The sequence below is a fragment of the Chryseobacterium sp. CS2K3 genome, from assembly GCF_059515185.1.
This window is the reverse complement of the sequence record NZ_JCAKRW010000002.1, coordinates 180,748-200,663: the sequence shown is the minus strand read 5'-3', so window position 1 is coordinate 200,663 and position 19,916 is coordinate 180,748. Positions and strand designations below refer to the sequence as shown.

Sequence of the window (19,916 nt, the reverse complement as noted above, 5' to 3'; positions counted from 1 at the left end):
CCACAAAGAAATATATTGGTAATATCATGTCTGTAGAATCATTAATTTTTTTAAAACGCAATGACACTAAGTTTTTTTGAATTATTTCTGGATTATTTTTGCCACTAATGCACGAATTTTTTTAGCGAATAATTATTTTCTGTATTAAAATAAAGCTTTATTTTATCCTTAAATCCTATGTTTTTAAGAGCATATAAGTATTAAATAATTCGTGCATTCGTGGCAATATAAACAGTGCACAATTTTATCGAAGATAAAATCCCTGCACCTTAAAAACATATATTTATTTAAAATCCTTGCGTCTTTGTGATTGCCAACAAAATTCATTTCAAAACAAATGCTATCTGATATAATAGCTTCTTCTATCATATATTTTGGAAAACGCAAAGGCGCAGTTTTTTTGAATTGTTTCTGCTTATTTTAAGGCGCAAGAAAATCCAAGATTTTCAGCAAAAGAGAATTATTATTTTTTGCCACGAATGCACGAATTTTTTTAGCAAATTATTTTCTGTATTAAAATAAAGCTTTTATTTATCCTTAAGTTCCATGTGTTTATGTGTTGAAGAGTATATAAGTAATTAAATAATTAGTGCATTCGTGGCAATATAAACAGTTTACAATTTTATCGGAGATAAAATCCCTGCGCCTTAAAAACATATATTTATTTAAAATTCTTCGCGTCTTTGCGGTTCCCAACAAAATCATCAGTTCAAAGAATATTTTTGCCATTTCCATTTAACTTACTACCTTCGTTTATATCTGAAATAAGACAAAAATTATCATTCAAGAATGAAAAATGAAATCCTGAAAAGCTGGATAGAACAATATTCCGGACCCCTTTTGAAGAAAGCTTTATATCTTCTGTCCAATAAAGAAGACGCTCAGGATGTAGTTCAGGATGTTTTTATAGCTGCATTTTCAAATTATGATTCATTTGAGGGTAAAAGTAAGCCGCTGACGTGGCTTATGGCAATTCTGAATAGAAAAATTGCAGATTTTTACCGAAAAAAATATAAATCAGAACCTAATATAAGATTAGATCACTTTTTTGATGAAACTGGTTCTTGGAAAAATAATGATGTTCTGAAAGATTGGAATGTATCAGGAGAGGAAAATGAGCTTTTGGACAATAGTGATTTTAATAAAACATTAGAGGAATGTATTGAAGAATTACCTTCCAGATGGAAGATTTTACTGAAAATGTATTACCTCGAAGAAAAAAAAGCCCCAGAAGTAAGTCAGGAATTAGATATTTCTGCGACTAATCTATGGAAGGTCCTTCAACGGAGCCGGATGCAATTGAGAGAATGCCTGGAGTTTAACTGGTTTTCAAGAGTATAAAAATGATAAAAAAAATTCTACATATGTTGTTTTTACCATGCAGTGAAGCTACTTTACTCATGGAGAAACGAAACGCTCATTCCATTTCAGCTAAAGAGAACCGGAAACTTGACAGGCATCTGCTGATCTGCAAATGGTGCAGAATGTACAATGAGAAGCTTGCTGTTTTGGATAAGATTTTTAGAAAAACTTTTTCAGAAAAAGAAACTGAAATTAATGAGTCTGAAATTCAGGATTTTAAAAACAAAATGATTGATAAATTAAATTTTTAAATAATTTTTGTCAGGATTTCAAAAAAGCTCCGACTATACTTCTGAAAACAGCGAAGTATTAATTTAAAATTTAAAAAAATGATCGGAACAGTACAGAAATCTAAACAGAATCTCTCAACCCGGATCGGGTATTATATTTCACTTTTTGGAGCCGCTCTTATCCTGATGTGGATTGGTATTTTCAAATTTACTCCTACAGAAGCTGCTGCTATAAAACCTTTGGTGGAAAACCATTTCCTTACTTTTTTCGTATATAAGATTATGGATGTGCAGACAGTGTCAAATCTTATTGGAGTGATAGAAATTATCATTGCTTTATTACTGATATTTAGTGCGAAATTTGTATTCTTAAAACAATATGCAGGAATAGGAATGATAATCACTTTTCTGGTCACATTAAGTTATTTATTTACAACACCGGGAATATGGAAAATAGTAGACGGAATACCTGTTACAGATTTTTTTATCCTGAAAGATCTTATGTTTTTAGGATTTGGATTAATGATCGTTCAAACAAAAAATAATGAATAAAAAGCTAAATATGAAAAATATATTAATTGTACTCGGTATTATTCTGGGTATAGCAGTTTTTGCTGCCGGAACAGGGCTTTTTAAAAACAATAAGCCTATTGAAGTAGAAGTAAAAAAAGAAAAACAGGAAATTATGGATAACAAGAATCTTAGGGAAATTTATTTTGCAGGCGGATGTTTTTGGGGAACTGAACACTTTTTTCAGCAGATCCGCGGTGTGGTAGGAACAGAAGTAGGATATGCTAACGGTAATAAGCAAAATCCTACCTATGAAGAAGTCGTAAGCCATACAACAGGATTTGCAGAAACAGTGAAAGTGAAATATGATCCTGAACAAGTAGATCTTAAATTGTTGATTGATCTTTATTTTAAAACAATTGATCCTACAAGTATTGATCAACAGGGAAATGACAGAGGAAATCAGTATAGAACGGGAATTTATTTTACAGACAAAAATGATGAAGCTGTAGTGAAGAGTGAAGTTCAGAAGCTGGCAAAAAACTATAGTAAACCGATTGTTGTGGAAACCATAGCTTTGAAAAATTTTTATAAAGCCGAAGAGTATCATCAGGATTATCTGGATAAAAATCCAGGCGGATATTGCCACATTGAGCCCGGACTTTTTGAAATGGCTAAAAAAGCGAATCCACTGCCAAAAGCAACTGCTTATCAGAAACAGGATAAAAAGGTTTTGAAAGAGAAACTTACAGCAGAACAATATAATGTCACTCAGGAAAATGGTACGGAAAGAGCTTTCCAGAATGAATATTGGGATGAAACCCGTGAAGGAATTTATGTAGATATTACAACAGGGGAACCTTTGTTTGTCTCAACAGATAAATTTCAATCCGGTTGTGGCTGGCCAAGTTTTTCAAAACCTATTACTAAAGGTTTAATTGATGAGAAGCTGGATCGTACTCACGGAATGACAAGGGTAGAAGTTAGAAGTAAAACCGGAGATGCGCATTTAGGACACGTTTTCAACGATGGACCGGAGGATAAAGGAGGTCTTCGTTACTGCATCAACAGTGCTTCCCTGAAATTTATCCCAAAAGCTGAAATGGAAAGTAAAGGATACGGAAAATATCTTCCGTTGTTAGATAAAAAGTAATGTGAAAGAATGGCTGCCAATTGGCAGCCATTTATTTTTAGTTGAATGTAGATTTTTGAAATCTTTCTTTAAAGCTTACTATTGAAAAATAGGATAGTATAAGAAATCCCAATAGTAGAAAATAAGCTTCTTTAGTCATTTGGATCAGAAAGTGTTGGATATTATCAAAAATAGTAGGTTCAGGCATAGAAGCTGATGTGAATGAACCATGGTCTATAACTTCTATAACATCATCGCAAAGTCCACAGGGCTTTGCCAATGGATCCAGATAAGTAACAGGAACAAGTAAATTCCCTGTTTTTTCCAGATCCAGACCATATTCTTCATGTCTTGAAATATGCATATCATTGAGAATAGAAACAAAGTCTCCATATGTATTTTCTTTTCCTAAAATAAATTCAATACCAGTATGCTTCTCATTTCTTTGTTGTAATGCTTTCACTTCCGAAACATATACATCTGACTTTTCTTTTGCTTTACCTGCCGGAACTTCTATTTTTTTGAAATTCCAGCTTCTTAATGGCTCAAGAGTATCATTATAATTGCTTTTGTCTTTTTTTAATTGAGCAGGAATTCTAATATCTATTATTGCTGTGGTTATTTCTTCAATTTTACTGTTGCCAAAATGCCAAAACAAAACAGGTATTACTAAAGCACTGATCAGACCTGGAAAATAAAACACTCTTTTCATACTAACTTTTTTCGATGAATTTGAAAATTTTCTTTTATACTGAACATGGAAATATTTATAAATAATAAAAAACCAAAAATCATATAAAAAGATTGTTTTGGAAGTTCTGCGAAAGATTTTAATCTGTCAAAACCTCTGTATTGATTTTCTTCTTTATAATTATCAATGTAGGGTCCAACTACACAGGTATATCCACGGTGAATATGTTTATTAGAGTCAACATATTCATGAACTGCAAAAAGATGCCCTGTTTTTTCTATATCAACACAAAATGTTTCCTGTTTAGAAAGATACATTACATTTATGATGGCTATGAAATCTTCGTAATTATTCTTATCATTGATCACAAATTCAATTCCGGTTTCTTTCTCATTTCTTGTCTGTAATTTTTTTAATTCAGAAATATAATATTGCTGATTTTGCAAGGCATTATTAGGCTGTACAATGATTTTTCTATACTTCCAGTTTCTATAAGCCTCAAAAGTATTTTCGAAAGGACGTTCGGGTCTGATTTTGCCTGGTATTCCCAGATCCATCACTGTGTATTTAGGAATAACCCTTTGATTTCCATAATACCAAAATAGAACAGGAAGTAATAGAGCACTAATGAGCCCCGGAACATAATATATTTTTTTCATCCTATTCGTTTTTGATAAAATTAAAAAATAATTTGAGATTGAAAGAATAAACATTGGTAGAAATTGAGTGCTGTTATTAAAATTAAGGTGTATTGGTGAGAATTAAGATTAAAATATTAAATTTGATAGAACTAATAGGGAAATATGAAGCTAATTGAACTCGCAGAAGAACTTAATGTCTCTGCAGAAGCCATCAAACAGTTTATACAGGATTTTGATCTTGAATTGGTAGACTGTATCAGTACAAACTTTGACGTGAAAGAAGACTTTGAAAAATTTGCCCGTGAAAATGTAGATTTTTTAAGACTTTACGAAAAAGATCTTGACAAAAATAAAACACTTGAACAGATTGCAGAAGTCATCAATCAGCCTAAAGACAAAGTAGAAAAAGCAATAAAAGATAATAATCTCAATATTTTCGACAATGGTTTTTTCAAATCTTCTATTTCAAGTTATGGGATAGACAATAAACTTGGTGGCAACTATAAATTTGTATATGACTATTTCGGACATAAAACCAGCCTTCAGCAAAGAGATTTTATAGGGTATAAAGATTTGTTTTTTTATACCTCAACAGTGCTAGAGCCGTTCCTGAATCCCCAGCAGATTAAAGATTGGGGAATTAACAAACCTGCCGGTATTATTCTGTACGGACCTCCGGGAAGCGGAAAAATTTTCTGGGCAAATAAAATTGCAGAAATTATCGGATATCAATTTAAAGAAGTTAAAAAACATTATTTGGGAACTTCAATGATTGATGGGAATGAAATTACTTTCAGTGATTTTCTTCTTGCCATGATGAAAGAAAATAAAATGCTGCTTTTCATGGATGATTTTGATGAAATAATGATGCAGCGAAAAGCAGAAACAGATATTGCATCCTGTAATCTTGAAGCTCAGGAATTGATACTCCACTATATCGGAAAATTTGAAAAAGAAGGCGTTTTGATGGTAGGTTCCGCCAATTCCGTTTCAGAAATTGATGAAGAAGTTCTTGCCCCCGGAAGATTTGATGTAATGATTCCGATATTTCCACCCAATGCATCAGAACGTTCTGAGATCATTTTATATGCTATGACAAAAGGACTTGAAGAAGATTCCTTACTTTACAAAATTCTTAAAAATAATAAAGCGGATAAAGTTCCTTTCTGGCATGATATATCTTCAAAAATGAAAGTCTTCAGCAATACCATGCTGATTGATTTTACACAAAGCTTAAAAAAACGTATTAAAAATCTGTATCAAAGAACCCGAAACGAAAAGCTTAAGATTGATCAAAAGCTTTTAAATGGAGCTTTACGTGATGCTGCTGCCAAACTTACTGAAGAATATCTTGATCAGGTGGCAAGATTTTTAGCAGATGTGATTATCAATAATTTTGATGAATTTCAGTTCAGAATTCAGGCACTTAAAAGCGAACTTGAAACCTATAAAGTAGTAGAGGAGCCAAGACGTGCTATTGGATTTCAACATAACGACGAGAAAGAAGAGTAGCGGGATTTGAAATTTTGAATTTTAATGTGTTGTTTGCTAAAGTTTTATTAATCCGATAAGCTTCTTTATCTATTATATCCTATTTTATGTTTTGCATTATCATTCATTACTTATGATGCTATTAAAGAATTAAACTTAATGAAATATTTACCTTTTGAACATATTATTTTCAACACCAATTTGTCTGAACAGGAAATAATGAGGAAACTTTCAGATGTTGTTGAACCGAAAAAATTTAGATTTGGAAGGAACTTTACCAAAGACTATCAAGGTTCTGTAAAGACTAACAGTTTTGATATCAACAGAAATATAAGCTACAGAAATTCATTTCTACCTAATATAAAGGGAACCATTGAAAAAAATAATTACGGAACACAAATACAGGTGACCATGAAACTGGATGTGTTTGTCATTTTATTTTTAACGGTGTGGTGTTTATTTACATTCCTTTTCTTTGTGATGTTATTCACGAAAGGAATAGGAGATAAAGAACCAAAAGGAGTGGTTTTGATTCCTGTGATAATGCTGTTATTTATATATGGGCTTACCATGATATGTTTCAAATTAGAAAGTCAGAAATCAAAAGAATATCTGAGAAAAATTTTTGAAGCTGAAATAAGGGAAGAATGAGATAAAGAATAAGAGAGGAATGGATAATAGATTTGAGATAAGTGCAAACCATAAATTTAAAATTCTGAACAATGTATTCTTCGCTTTCCACTCTAAAAGAAATCCTTATTTTTGTAAAAAGAAAAAATCGTGATCAACAACGACCAGATAAAAGAAGTTCAATCCAGAATTGAAGATTTACACAGATACCTTCAGATTGAAAAAAAGAAGATAGAAATTGCTAATGATGATGAAAAAACGGCTGCTCCTGAATTTTGGGATAACCCTAAAACAGCAGAAGCTTTCCTTAAGCAGCTTCGTTCCAAAAAAAAATGGGTAGAAAGCTACGATGAAATTCAGACGCAGTTTGAAGACTTACAGGTTTTAGTTGATTTTGCCAAAGAAGATCCGGATTCTGAAAAAGAATTGGATGAAACTTTCCCGCAGTTGGTAGAAAAAATCGAAGACCTTGAATTCAAAAATATGCTTTCCAACGAAGGAGATGAATTGTCTGCCGTTCTTCAGATCACGGCAGGAGCCGGAGGAACAGAAAGTTGTGACTGGGCATCTATGCTGATGAGAATGTATACGATGTGGGCAGAAAAGCAAGGCTATAAGATCCGTGAGCTGAACTTCCAGGAAGGTGATGTAGCAGGAGTGAAAACCGTTACCCTTGAAATCGAGGGAGAATTTGCTTTCGGATATTTAAGAGGTGAAAACGGAGTCCACAGGCTGGTGAGAATTTCACCTTTTGATTCCAATGCTAAACGTCACACCAGTTTCGTTTCCGTATATGTTTATCCATTGGTAGATGATACCATAGAAATCAATATTAATCCTGCAGATATATCTTTTGAAACGATGAGGTCTTCCGGAGCCGGAGGTCAGAACGTAAATAAGGTAGAAACAGCTGTACGTCTTCGTCACGCACCTACCGGAATTATTATTGAAAACTCAGAATCACGTTCGCAGCTTCAGAATAAGGAAAAAGCAATGCAGCTCCTTCGTTCCCGATTATACGAAATGGAATTGGAAGAACGTATGAAGGCAAGAAATGAGATTGAAGCAAACAAAATGAAGATCGAGTGGGGAAGCCAGATCAGAAATTACGTGATGCACCCTTACAAATTGGTAAAAGATGTACGCTCAGGTCATGAAACCTCAGATGTAGATGCTGTAATGAACGGAAATATTACTCCTTTCCTTAAAGCTTTCTTAATGGCTGATGGGACGGCAGTTTCCGATGATGATCTGGACCTATAAATATCATGTGAAATTTTAGTTAAAATCTTATAATTAATTTTTGTTTAAGATATTTTAGACCTATTTTTGTTGTTCATCGATATATATGGAAGATTTCAATAGCTGGAAGGATTTATTAAACCCGGAGTTTTATATTAAAATGGGAGGGTTTTGGCTTATATTATTTATTGTTTTTGCTGAAACAGGTCTTTTTGTAGGATTTTTTCTACCAGGAGATTCGCTACTGTTTGTTTCAGGTATTTATGCCGTTGAAATCATCAAAGAGACTTTTGGTTCTACAGGAAGCGATTTCTTAGATACCACACTATTAGCTTCCGGAGTGGCGCTTTCTGCTATTGTAGGAAATGAAGTAGGATATTATTTTGGAAGAAAAGCAGGACCCGCTTTATATAAAAGACCGGATTCTATGCTGTTCAAAAAGAAATATCTTTATCAGGCTCATGATTTCTTTGAAAAACATGGTGCTTTGGCGATTATTATGGCGAGATTTTTACCTGTAGTAAGAACATTTACGCCTATTGTTGCCGGTATTGTAAAAATGGATAAAAAGGAATTCCTTAGGGATAATATTATCGGAGCTGTTTTATGGTCATTTATCCTGATCTTTGCAGGACATTATCTTGATAAATTATTCATGGATCAGTTTGGGATCAATCTTAAAGAAAAACTGGAATATATTATCATTGTTATTGTTTTGGTAACTACACTTCCGGTGATTATCAAATTTATGTTTGGAAAGAAAGAAGATTTTTCTAAATATGAAAATAATGATTTTGAATAAAATTTCAATATAAAAATACACAGGGCTGTTTCAATTTTGAGACAGCTTTTTTTATGATCCACAAGTACACAAAACTTTTCTTTAAAGTATTTTCAGTGGGTTATCTAGGTTAATTTTTAATCCAATTCAGAATATTAGGATAGATAATACTGTCTCTTTTTCTTTTGCTGAAAAACCTTGGAACGTGTCCGGTTCTCTCCATAAAAATAAATTTATGAGGGACCTTCATTTTTGTAAGAGCAGAATCCATGGCTTTTCCCTGATGCTGATTAACCAGAAAGTCATTATTTCCTTGGAATAACAGAGTAGGGACATTGGTAATATTTGCAATTGGGCTGGCTTCTTTAAAGGCTTCTGAAAGCCCTGTACGTTCAAATTTTGTTCCTACAACCTTTTGAAAAGTAGGAGAGGTATATTGAGAGTAAAAAGATTTCAGATACTCGGAACTGTAAAAATCTGTGGGACCGCTTAAAGAAATAATTTTCTTGATCTGTTCAGGATTTCGATATCCGTAAAGCAAGGCTAGATGTCCGCCGGCACTTTCTCCGAGAATAATATAGTTATTTGGTTGAAGCTCTGCTTTTTCTGCTAAAGAATTAAACTTTTCAATTACAGAGCCAATATCTTCAAGCTGTTGTTTGTAGGTGATTTTTTTGCGCTGAGAAACTAATCTGTAATTCATATTGATGCTGGGAATTTTATTTTCAAACAACATTTTCTGGATCTGGATCATATGTTCTTTTTTTCCCATCGTCCAGGCTCCACCATGAACAATAAGAACCACTGGTGAATCTCCAGCATAATCTTTGGGCAGAAAAACATCCATTTTTTGTCTTTTATGCTCTCCGTATTTCAGGTTATATATTTTTTGCTGACCACCGGGTCCTACCCAAACCCTAAACTTTGTATTGCACGACTGCAACAGGAAACTGATGCATCCCATAATGAAAAAATGATATCTGAAAATGATCCTTTTCATAGATTAAAATTACTGAAAAAAGAGCATCAAAAGTAATGAAAAGATATGATTTGTATAGGTTTTTATATTGTTTTTCAGGATGTTAATTTTAGTTTTACGATCTTTTCAGGTATTTGATATAAAACAGTTTTTAAATAGAATTAAATATTTATTTTTACGGAAGTTAACAGATATTAAAAAAACATTAAAATATGGCATCAGGCTTTTTTGCAATTTTAGATGATATTGCTGCATTGATGGATGATGTAGCCGTTACCAGTAAAATAGCTACACAAAAAACAGCAGGTATTTTGGGAGATGATCTGGCAGTAAATGCAGAAAAAGCAACGGGCTTTCTTTCCTCCAGAGAACTTCCTGTATTATGGGCAATTACTAAAGGTTCATTTATCAATAAACTGATTATTCTTCCCATTGCGTTTCTTCTCAACTGGCTGTATAAGCCTGCTATTGAGATGATCCTTATTCTGGGAGGTATTTATCTTGCTTTTGAAGGTGTTGAGAAGATTATAGAATTCCTTTTTCACCGTTCTAAAAAAGGACATGAAGTAGTAGAGGAGAGTGAAAGAGATGAGAACTCAGAGGTTTCTGAAAAAGCAAAAATCAATTCTGCTATCAGAACTGATTTTATTCTTTCCATCGAAATTGTAATTATTGCTTTGGGAACGGTTATTCAGCAAGAACATCCCCTTATTACACAAATTATTACCGTTACTTTTGTTTCTTTTATTGCTACGGTAGGTGTTTATGGAATTGTTGCACTTATTGTGAGAATGGATGATGCGGGTTTCAGTCTGATCAAGAAAAGCCACGATAAAGGAGTTATTTCAAAGCTTGGACATTTGTTGGTTAAAGCATTACCGATTATTATTAAACTATTAGGAATAGTAGGAACTATTGCATTGATTTTAGTTTCAGGCGGTATTTTTGCTCATAATATTCATTATCTGCATGAATTGTTACCTACATGGCCTGCGATCTTAAAAGAGTTCACATTTGGAATCGTTGGAGGGATTGCAGCAGTGCTTGTTTTTACAATTGGAAAATCAATTTACTCTTTAGCTACTAAGAAATAAAGAATATCAAAATATAAGAGAAAACCTGTATCATTCGATACAGGTTTTTTATAGCAAAAAAAGAGGCTAATGCCTCTTTTTATATTAATTGAATAAATCTTTTACTTTATCAAAAAAAGTTTTTTCCTTTCCGGACGGTTCTGCAACCATTTCTCCGCTGGACATTTGCTTTTCAAAGAAGTCTTTTTGCTCCTTCGTAAGTTTTTGTGGTGTCCATACATTGATGTGAATAAACATGTCTCCTTTACCATAGCTGTCGATACTTGGAAGACCTTTTCCTGCTAATCTTAGGATCTTTCCGGATTGTGTTCCGGGATCAACAGTGATCTTCACTTTTCCACCTACTGTAGGAATCTCTTTTTTCGTTCCTAAAGCGGCTTCAGCAAATGATACATATAATTCCTGGTGAAGGTTGTCTCCTTCTCTTTTGATGGTCTGATCTACTTCTTCCTCAATGATTACCAATAAATCACCCGGAGTACCACCGAACGGCGCATCATTTCCTTTTCCTCTTACATTAAGCTGGATTCCGTCTCTTGCTCCTGCTGGAATATTGATCGTGATTTCTTCCTCATCTTTTACAAGACCCTGAGCATTAGCTCCGGCAGGAATTTTATCAGCAACTTTTCCGATTCCCTGGCAAGTACCACAAGTCGTCTGAGTCTGCATTTGACCAAACATCGTGTTCATCACCTTAAGCTGAACACCGGAACCGTTACAGGTAGGACATGTTTTTGAAGTGGCACCCTCTGCCATCTTCATTTTTTTAACTTTAATGGTTTTGTGAGTTCCGTTTACCATTTCCTCAAGGTTCAGCTTGATTCTGATTCTTAAATTAGAACCTTTTACCTGCTGACGACCACCGCCGCCACCGCCGAATCCTCCGAAACCACCACCGAAAATATCTCCAAACTGGCTGAAAATATCCTCCATATTCATTCCGCCTCCGAAGCCTCCGCCTCCGAAACCACCATTTCCGCCCATTCCGGCGTGACCGAACTGATCATATCTGGCACGCTTCTGATCGTCGCTTAATACTTCGTAAGCTTCAGCAGCTTCTTTAAATTTTTCTTCAGCCTCTTTATCCCCTGGATTTTTATCCGGGTGGAATTTGATAGCCATTTTACGGTATGCTTTTTTTATTTCGTCGGCTGATGCAGATTTGCTGATCTCAAGAACCTCGTAATAATCTCTTTTTGACATGACAATTTAATAATTGATTGTTGATAAATGATAAAAGATATTGTAAAGCTAATAAGTGAAACATTCATCAATTATCACTCATCATTTATCATTTATGAATTTTAGTTTCCTGTTACTACTTTTGCAAAACGGATTACTTTATCATTCAAAGTATAACCTGTTTCAATAACATCTACGATTTTCCCTTTCAGATCCTCAGATGGAGCAGGAATTTGGGTAATAGCTTCATGGAAGTCTACATTAAAGCTGTCACCAGCATTCACTTCCATTGCTTTTAATCCTTTTTCAGTAAGTTTATTTTTGAATTTCTGATAGATAAGTTCTACACCCTGAAGATCAGCCGGATTTCCGTTTTTAGCGATTTCTTTTAAGGCTCTTTCGAAATCATCTAAAACTCCCAACATAGATACCATCATATCCTGATTGGCATATTGGAAGAATTCCATTTTTTCTTTCGATGTTCTTTTTTTATAGTTTTCGAATTCAGCATATAATCTGATGTAACGGTCTTTTTCTTCTGCCAAAAGTTCCTCAGCAGATGGAGTAGCTGTCACATTGTCCTGAGACGTTGTCTCATCCTGAACGTTGTTATTTTCCTGATTATTGATGCTTTCTTCGTTAATATCCTGATTTTCCATAATTCAATATTTATTTACAGGAATGTTTCGCAAAGACTCTGCCAAAGGAAAAAACAGGACATTAAGGCAGAAAAATAGTGATGAATGACTGCTTAAACTTGATGTAAAAACAGAATTAAACCTTACAGGTTTTAAAAACCTGTAAGGTTTGAATATATTGTTGAAATGTCAATGACTATTCTCCTGTAAAAGTCTGGTACAGCAAATAAAGATTTAAAACAATAATAATAACCGAAATGATCCAAACACCAACCTTTAAAAACGGTTTATTGACAAATTCACCCATCTTAGCTTTATCATTGGTAAACATTACCAGCGGAACTACTGCAAAGCTCAGTTGCATAGACAAAATTACCTGGCTTAATACCAATAATTCTGTAGTTCCCTGTTCACCATACAGAATAGCGACAATAAGGGCAGGAATAACCGCTATAAGTCTTGTGATCAGTCTTCGTAACCAAGGTTTTAATTTAATATTTAAAAAGCCTTCCATGACGATCTGTCCGGCAAGAGTTCCTGTAAGTGTAGAGTTTTGTCCAGAAGCAAGTAAAGCAATTGCAAATGCAATACTAGCCATTGAAGCTCCTAAAATAGGGGTTAGCATTTGATAAGCATCATGAATATCGCCTACATGTTGATTTCCTGTAGTGTGGAAGGTGGCAGCAGCAAGAATTAAAATGGCTGCATTGATAAAAAAAGCAAGCATCAGAGATACTGTACTGTCCAATGTAGCAAATTTAATAGCTTCTTTTTTGCCTTCTGTATCACGGGTATAATCCCTTGTCTGTACAATACTGCTGTGCAAATATAGATTGTGAGGCATTACGGTAGCTCCTAAAATACCTATAGCAATATATAACATGGCGGGATTTTGAATGATTTCTTTTTGTGGAACTAAACCGCCGAGGATTTCATTAAAAGCCGGTTTTGAAATCACAATTTCGTATACAAAGCAAGCCAAAATGATAAAAATAAGTCCTCCTACAATACTTTCGATCCATCGGAAACCTTTTGCCTGAAGCAAGAGAATGACCAATACATCTACTGTTGTGATGACAATTCCCCAGGTCAATGGAATATGGAAGAGTAAATTCAATGCGATGGCGGAACCAATAACCTCGGCGAGGTCACAGGCGGCAATGGCTATTTCACAAAATACCCAAAGAATAAAATTGGTCGTAGGGCTGAAATGATCTCTACAGGCTTGAGCAAGATCTCTTTCTGCGACTACTCCCAGTTTTACAGATAAATGCTGTAAAACCACCGCAAAAATATTGGAAATAAGAATTACCGAAAGTAGAGTATATCCAAACTGAGCCCCTCCGGCAATATCTGTTGCCCAGTTTCCGGGATCCATATATCCCACAGCAATCATAAGCCCGGGACCTGCAAATGCAAGATATTTTCTCCAGAAACTAGCTTTTTTAGGAACTTTAATAGAAGAATATACTTCTGATAAAGAGTGTGATGTTTTATCTTTTCGCCAAGCGCTTTTTATATTGAAATTCATAAATGTTAGAAATGACTAACAAATTTAATTAAATAAATGTAAACACAAACAATAAGGACACAAAAAATCCCGGAAATGACTTCCCGGGATTTAATTTTTATTGATTCTAAAGATTATTTTGCAAATCTTACAGACATTTTTCTGTCAGCAGCTCTCTCAGCATCAGAAGCTTTTGCATCTACTGTAGCAAATTTACTTCCATATCCTTCAGCTCCAAGAACTTGTGCTCCAACTCCAGCTTTACCTAAGGCAGCTTTAATATAATCAGCTCTTGCCTGAGATAATTTTACGTTAGAAGCTTCATTTCCTGTTTTATCAGTATAACCACCGATTTTAACTTTTGCATCAGGGAAAGCTTTAAGAATAGCCACTAGGTTATCCAATTGTCCTTGTGATCCGGCTTCCAATTCCGTAGAACTTCCCATTTTGAAGTTTACATGATCGAAATCGTACCACTTATCTTTCAATGCTGCATCATCTGCTGCGTTTTTGTAACCGCCAGACTTCAGGAATGAAATCATCTGATCTTCCATACCTCCTTTATAACCTTTTAACATCACTCCGTTAAGATCAATGTTTTCATCAGTTTTAGTTACTGGTGTGGATGTGTTAGCTGGTGTGGATGTGGTTGCAGATGCTGTATCTGTAGACGTTCCTGTAGAATCTGTAGAAGAAGACATTGTAGTAGTGGTCTCTTTTTTCTCACATTGCTTCCATAGGAAATATCCTGCAGCAATTAATAATAAAAGCGGAAGCAACCATTTCCAGATTGAGCCTCCGCCTTCATTATTATTGTTGTTATTATTAAATTGCTCTCTTATTTCTCTAGCTCCTTCATTTACGTTTTCTCTTGCTGTAGCAACACCTTCAGCGATGTTATCTTTAGCAGTAGATGTTACTGAAGAAACTGTTTCTTTAGCCTGTCCAAACCAATTTTCAGCTCCCAATCCAAAGGAAGCCAAAGAAAGACCTGCCGGCAATAAAGAAGAAATAATGCCTTTCTGATCATGCAGTAAGCTGGAAATACCTGAAGCACCCAAATTATTGTCTGCCGCATATTTTCCCACAGTACCTACTGTAGCCCCGGTAACCAAATTTAACAAAGAACCTGCAGATGTATTGCTGATTCCTGAAAAACTGGCAATGGAATTCACTAATCCGCTTACCTTATCTCCGAAAATTGAAGATAATAATGAGGAAATAATAGGATTATTAGATGATCCACCTAATAAATTTCCTAAGATTCCACTGGAAGAGGCTTTTGTAATGGCATCCACCACACCCGGGTTGTCTGCGTTATTGGCTAATCCACCTACTACAGCAGGTAATAATCCACCAATTGCTTTTGAAATTCCTGATTCGCTTTCTCCAAACTGTGATGCAGCCTGTGAAACCAAAGCGGGACCTAATTGCCCTTTAATTAAATCAATGACATTTAAAGACATAATAAATTTTTTTAGATTAATGTTGAGATAAATTTAAACAAAAATCCGTCTAAATGTCATTTTTTTTTGAATTATTCTCTAAAAATTAACAAAAGTTTTTGAAATTTTTAAAATTTTTAATACGCTTTTGCGAATAATACACGTCTCTTAGATGGTTTTCCTGAAATTAAAGAAACGCCTTCTTCTACATCATCATCCAAAGGAATACATCTGATCGTAGCCTTCGTTTCATCTTTGATTTGTTCCTCCTCTTCAGCAGTTCCATCCCAGTGAGCATAAATAAATCCTCCTTTTTCTTCCAGAACCTGTTTGAATTCTTCGTAAGTATCAACTTTAGTAATGTTGTCTTTTCTGAAATTCAGAGCTTTATTGAAAATGTCCTGTTGGATCGTTTTTAATAATTCTTCAATATAAGTATCTATTCCTTCGATAGAACGAACTTCTTTAGTAAGGTTATCTCTTCTTGCAATTTCTACAGAATTGTTTTCAAGATCTCTTGGTCCCATTGCAATTCTTACAGGAACTCCTTTTAATTCATATTCTGCAAATTTCCATCCCGGTTTGTTTTGAGTATCGTTATCGAATTTCACAGAAATACCTTTCGCTCTCAATTTAGCCTGAATATCCAATGCCACTTCACTGATTTGTGCCAACTGCTCTTCTCCTTTGAAAATAGGAACAATTACAACCTGAATAGGAGCCAATGTTGGAGGTAATACTAATCCGAAATCGTCAGAGTGAGTCATAATTAACGCTCCCATCAAACGAGTAGAAGTACCCCATGATGTTGCCCATGCATGTTCTATTTTTCCTTCTTTGTTGGTGAATTTTACATCAAATGCTTTTGCGAAATTCTGTCCTAAGAAGTGAGAAGTTCCTGCCTGAAGAGCTTTACCATCCTGCATCAATGCTTCGATACAATACGTTTCGTCAGCTCCTGCAAATCTTTCAGAAGGTGTCTTTAACCCCTGGATTACAGGGATTGCCATAAAGTTTTCTGCAAAATCAGCATACACTTTGTTCATTTTTTCAGCTTCTTCTACAGCTTCATCTTTTGTAGCGTGAGCAGTATGCCCTTCCTGCCATAAGAATTCAGCCGTTCTAAGGAACAGACGGGTTCTCATTTCCCAACGTACAACATTTGCCCATTGGTTGATAAGGATAGGAAGATCTCTGTAAGACTGGATCCAGTTTTTATAAGTATTCCAGATGATTGCTTCAGAAGTAGGGCGTACAATAAGTTCTTCTTCAAGTTTAGCATCCGGATCTACAATCAGTTTTGAAGGATTGTTTGGGTCTGTTTTTAATCTGTAATGGGTAACCACAGCACATTCCTTTGCGAAACCTTCTGCATTTTTTTCCTCAGCCTCAAATAAGCTCTTGGGCACAAAAAGCGGGAAATATGCGTTCACGTGACCTGTTTCCTTGAACTTTTTATCCATTTCATCACGCATTTTTTCCCAGATTGCATAGCCATATGGTTTGATTACCATACATCCACGCACACCTGAGTTTTCAGCTAAATCAGCTTTTACAACCAGCTCATTATACCACTTGCTGTAATCTTCGCTTCTTGAGGTTAGTTTTGCCATTATCTTTTAAAATTTTTTTAACTTTTGCACATTATTGTTATCTAAAAATAAAAATCTATTTTTGATAGATTTTTTAATCAGTATTGGTACATTTTTGGTACAGATTGCAAATATAATTTAAATTAAAAATTTTTACGTTATCATGAAAAGAAATATACATAAAAATTTACTTGGACTGTTAAAATCTAAAGGAGTTTTGGCAGTAGCAGGTGGATTATTGCTTATGTCTTGTGGTGCTCAGATGGGAGGGTATAGCGAGACAGATGGGGTATATTATGATCCCAATAAGGATACGCTGCCCGAGGGAGTGATCATTAATGGTAGCGGAAACAGAGTAGGCGAATATTACGACTACTATCAGGATTCTAATCTGATACAGAATGCGGAGATCAATTCCAGAGATCAGCAAAACAGATATAACGACTGGAGTGGTACGAATACCAATTGGGGATCTGCTACAGATTCTGATTGGGGATTGTATGCAGGCTCCCAAACAAATTATTATGACAACTCATGGGGGTATGGATCTCCTTGGGGCTGGTACGGTGGCTATAGCCCATATTGGGGTTGGAACCGTGGCTGGGGCTGGGGTGCTAGTATGTCCTGGGGTTGGGGAGGATCATTCGGCTGGGGCTGGGGAGGCTCTATCGGATGGGGAAGCCCATACTGGGGATATGGATATTCTCCATACTGGGGCGGATATTATGATCCATTCTGGGGTGGATACTATGGTAACCCATATTGGGGTTATGGAGGCGGCTACTGGGGTAGTTACTATAACAGACCTTACAGAAGAAGCGGTACTGACAGAGGTTTCCGTAATACTGGTATAAACAATGCCGTATATGGAACGAATACAGCCAGAAACAATAACGGATTCAGAAATACAGGTACAGGAGGTTTTAGAAATTCTAATTCTAATGGAGGTTTCAGAAATGGAAGTTCTGACGGATTTAGAAATTCAAATACAGGTGGATTCAGAAATGGAAGTACTGGTGGGTTCCGTAATGGAAACTCCGGAGGTTTCAGATCAGGAGATTCTGGAGGATTCCGTAATTCTACGCCTCAACAAAGACCTAATTATCAACAATCACAACCAAGATATAATAACGGAGGTTTCAGATCTAATGATTCTGGAGGCTTCAGATCTGGTGGAGGTTTCAATTCCGGCGGCGGTGGATTTAGAAGCGGCGGTTCATCAGGTGGTGGCGGTGGATTCAGATCCGGTGGATTCAGATAATTTTCAACTTCATAAACTATTAAAAAAATAATGTTAAAAAAATCTTTAGTATTAATGAGTATTTCTGCTGCATTTTTTGCGCAGGCTCAGGATATATCAGTGATTAGAAACTCTGTTGAGATTTATTCAAACTCTCCTAACATTGGTTCCGCAAAATTTAATGCTATGGCAGGATCAAACGGAGCTTTAGGAGGTGATGCTAGTTCACTATTGACGAACCCGGCAGGTGTAGGGGTAGCTATTTTCGGAGATGTTTCAGGAACCATATCTATTGTTAGTAATAAAAATACAAGCACGTTAGGTGGGAATTCTGTAAAATATACAGTTAATAATACTGATCTCGGAAATGCCGGTGGGGTGATCGCAATCCCGTTATTGTCGCAAACCGGATGGAAGTTTGTTAATATTGGAGTTAATTATTCCAATCAGGCACTTGAAAATTATGTAGAAACTGCTGGGAATTCTAAAATATCAGTACCTAAGAAGCTTATAGATAAAGACGGAAATGATGTTAATGCAAATATGTCTTATCTTGGGCATAATTACGACAGATATGGAAATCAGTCTAAAATGAATATTGGTGTAGGTGCCAATTATGAAAACCGTTTTTATATTGGGGCGGGATTAAATTTCCACTACGCAAGTATTGATCAGAATGAAACAGCTTTATTCGGATTGGATGTCAATAATTCAGTAGATAGTTACAGCAAACAGTTTACACCATATTCTGAGCGTTCAAACGGATTCTCTGCAAGTTTAGGGGTTATCGGAAAAGTAAGTAATCAATTAAGATTGGGAGCTTCCATTGAAACACCTACCTGGTGGACTATCGACAGAACTTTCAAAGAATATTATACGGATAAAAACGATGGCTATATTTATTATCAGTTCTTTGGAGAAGACAGAACTTTCAGATCGCCAATGAAGGCTACAGTGAGTGCTGCATTTGTTCCTAATAAAAACTTTGCTTTAAACGTAGATTATACATTAGGATTGACAAAGCCGAAGTATAAAGTTCAGGGAGATTCTGAAAGTGTAATAAACTCTTTCTATAATGATCTTTACAAGAATTCGTCTGAGGTAAAAGTAGGAGCAGAATATAGAATTCAAGGTTTTAGACTAAGAGGTGGATATTCATATGCTTCAAGTCCTTTTGATGCTTTTTCTATCAATGCGTACAATAACTCAGGAGCAATCGCGAATACCAATTATAGCGATATGATTTTGGGAGCAAGAAATACAATTGGTGTAGGTATCGGATATGATTTTGGACAGTTCTATCTGGATGCAGCATATCAGAATATCAGCTCTAGCTATAAAAATCCTTTCTTGTATGCAGATTCAGGAACAGGATATTACTCAGGTAACTTTGATGTTGAATCACCGGCTTCTGTAGTATCTGAAGTTAAAAATAACAGAAATAATTTCTTCGTTACGTTAGGATGGAAATTCTAAGCTTTTCCTAAGAGATTACCATAAAAATAAAAAGCTCCGGATTAGAATCC

Annotated in this window: 19 protein-coding genes; 11 read left to right on the top strand and 8 right to left on the bottom strand. The window is 35.2% G+C overall.

Features of this window, described 5'->3' with window-relative positions:
• Positions 1 to 789 precede the first annotated feature (789 nt).
• The 4 genes from AC5YGG_RS04020 (at position 790) to msrB (ending at position 3,255) form a co-directional block, all read left to right on the top strand.
• Positions 790 to 1,341, top strand: coding sequence for a sigma-70 family RNA polymerase sigma factor (locus AC5YGG_RS04020; protein WP_496143160.1), 552 nt, complete (start codon positions 790 to 792; stop codon positions 1,339 to 1,341).
• A gap of 23 nt (positions 1,342 to 1,364) precedes the next feature.
• Entirely contained in the window at positions 1,365 to 1,613 is a 249-nt protein-coding gene (locus AC5YGG_RS04015; protein WP_496143159.1) for a hypothetical protein, read from the top strand.
• A gap of 78 nt (positions 1,614 to 1,691) precedes the next feature.
• Positions 1,692 to 2,144 carry a DUF417 family protein gene (locus AC5YGG_RS04010; protein WP_496143158.1) on the top strand — a complete coding sequence of 151 codons (453 nt, stop codon included), beginning with the start codon at positions 1,692 to 1,694 and terminating at the stop codon, positions 2,142 to 2,144.
• Positions 2,145 to 2,154: 10 nt separating this feature from the next.
• Positions 2,155 to 3,255, top strand: coding sequence for a peptide-methionine (R)-S-oxide reductase MsrB (msrB, locus tag AC5YGG_RS04005; protein ID WP_496143156.1), 1,101 nt, complete (start codon positions 2,155 to 2,157; stop codon positions 3,253 to 3,255).
• A 37-nt stretch (positions 3,256 to 3,292) separates the two neighbouring features.
• Here msrB and AC5YGG_RS04000 read toward each other — a convergent pair whose 3' ends face one another.
• Together AC5YGG_RS04000 and AC5YGG_RS03995 are read right to left on the bottom strand one after the other, a co-directional pair.
• On the bottom strand, positions 3,293 to 3,946 hold the full coding sequence (locus AC5YGG_RS04000; protein WP_496143155.1) for a hypothetical protein: 654 nt from the start codon (positions 3,944 to 3,946) through the stop codon (positions 3,293 to 3,295).
• Positions 3,943 to 4,584, bottom strand: coding sequence for a hypothetical protein (locus AC5YGG_RS03995; protein WP_496143154.1), 642 nt, complete (start codon positions 4,582 to 4,584; stop codon positions 3,943 to 3,945). The genes AC5YGG_RS04000 and AC5YGG_RS03995 overlap by 4 nt, the downstream gene beginning before the upstream one ends.
• Positions 4,585 to 4,728: 144 nt before the next feature.
• Here AC5YGG_RS03995 and AC5YGG_RS03990 point away from each other — a divergent pair, with 144 nt between their 5' ends.
• The 4 genes from AC5YGG_RS03990 (at position 4,729) to AC5YGG_RS03975 (ending at position 8,731) form a co-directional block, all read left to right on the top strand.
• Positions 4,729 to 6,078 (top strand): ATP-binding protein, encoded by a 1,350-nt coding sequence (locus AC5YGG_RS03990; RefSeq protein WP_496143153.1) that lies wholly within the window; start codon positions 4,729 to 4,731, stop codon positions 6,076 to 6,078.
• A gap of 138 nt (positions 6,079 to 6,216) precedes the next feature.
• Positions 6,217 to 6,708 (top strand): hypothetical protein, encoded by a 492-nt coding sequence (locus AC5YGG_RS03985; RefSeq protein ID WP_496143152.1) that lies wholly within the window; start codon positions 6,217 to 6,219, stop codon positions 6,706 to 6,708.
• Positions 6,709 to 6,837: 129 nt separating this feature from the next.
• Complete coding sequence (prfB, locus tag AC5YGG_RS03980; protein WP_496143151.1) at positions 6,838 to 7,950, top strand: peptide chain release factor 2; 1,113 nt, start codon at positions 6,838 to 6,840, stop codon at positions 7,948 to 7,950.
• Positions 7,951 to 8,035: 85 nt separating this feature from the next.
• Entirely contained in the window at positions 8,036 to 8,731 is a 696-nt protein-coding gene (locus tag AC5YGG_RS03975; protein ID WP_496143150.1) for a DedA family protein, read from the top strand.
• Positions 8,732 to 8,840: 109 nt separating this feature from the next.
• On the opposite strand, the gene AC5YGG_RS03970 is transcribed toward AC5YGG_RS03975, so the two are convergent.
• Complete coding sequence (locus AC5YGG_RS03970; protein WP_496143148.1) at positions 8,841 to 9,710, bottom strand: alpha/beta hydrolase; 870 nt, start codon at positions 9,708 to 9,710, stop codon at positions 8,841 to 8,843.
• Positions 9,711 to 9,901: 191 nt separating this feature from the next.
• Here AC5YGG_RS03970 and AC5YGG_RS03965 point away from each other — a divergent pair, with 191 nt between their 5' ends.
• A complete protein-coding gene (locus AC5YGG_RS03965) occupies positions 9,902 to 10,783 on the top strand; it encodes a DUF808 domain-containing protein (protein WP_496143147.1) in 882 nt (293 codons plus the stop codon).
• 84 nt (positions 10,784 to 10,867) lie between these two features.
• Here the strand turns inward: AC5YGG_RS03965 and dnaJ are convergent, their stop codons facing one another.
• The 5 genes from dnaJ to proS form a co-directional block, all read right to left on the bottom strand.
• Positions 10,868 to 11,986 carry a molecular chaperone DnaJ gene (dnaJ, locus tag AC5YGG_RS03960; RefSeq protein WP_065393720.1) on the bottom strand — a complete coding sequence of 373 codons (1,119 nt, stop codon included), beginning with the start codon at positions 11,984 to 11,986 and terminating at the stop codon, positions 10,868 to 10,870.
• Between the two features lie 101 nt (positions 11,987 to 12,087).
• Positions 12,088 to 12,627, bottom strand: coding sequence for a nucleotide exchange factor GrpE (locus AC5YGG_RS03955; RefSeq protein WP_496143434.1), 540 nt, complete (start codon positions 12,625 to 12,627; stop codon positions 12,088 to 12,090).
• A 172-nt stretch (positions 12,628 to 12,799) separates the two neighbouring features.
• A complete protein-coding gene (locus AC5YGG_RS03950; protein ID WP_496143145.1) occupies positions 12,800 to 14,134 on the bottom strand; it encodes an Nramp family divalent metal transporter in 1,335 nt (444 codons plus the stop codon).
• 113 nt (positions 14,135 to 14,247) lie between these two features.
• Positions 14,248 to 15,579 carry a DUF937 domain-containing protein gene (locus tag AC5YGG_RS03945; RefSeq protein WP_496143143.1) on the bottom strand — a complete coding sequence of 444 codons (1,332 nt, stop codon included), beginning with the start codon at positions 15,577 to 15,579 and terminating at the stop codon, positions 14,248 to 14,250.
• Positions 15,580 to 15,695: 116 nt separating this feature from the next.
• Positions 15,696 to 17,171 carry a proline--tRNA ligase gene (proS, locus tag AC5YGG_RS03940; protein ID WP_496143142.1) on the bottom strand — a complete coding sequence of 492 codons (1,476 nt, stop codon included), beginning with the start codon at positions 17,169 to 17,171 and terminating at the stop codon, positions 15,696 to 15,698.
• 142 nt (positions 17,172 to 17,313) lie between these two features.
• Here proS and AC5YGG_RS03935 point away from each other — a divergent pair, with 142 nt between their 5' ends.
• Together AC5YGG_RS03935 and AC5YGG_RS03930 are read left to right on the top strand one after the other, a co-directional pair.
• Positions 17,314 to 18,411, top strand: coding sequence for a prolyl-tRNA synthetase (locus tag AC5YGG_RS03935; protein ID WP_496143141.1), 1,098 nt, complete (start codon positions 17,314 to 17,316; stop codon positions 18,409 to 18,411).
• Positions 18,412 to 18,441: 30 nt separating this feature from the next.
• Positions 18,442 to 19,866 (top strand): OmpP1/FadL family transporter, encoded by a 1,425-nt coding sequence (locus tag AC5YGG_RS03930; RefSeq protein ID WP_496143140.1) that lies wholly within the window; start codon positions 18,442 to 18,444, stop codon positions 19,864 to 19,866.
• Positions 19,867 to 19,916: the final 50 nt, after the last annotated feature.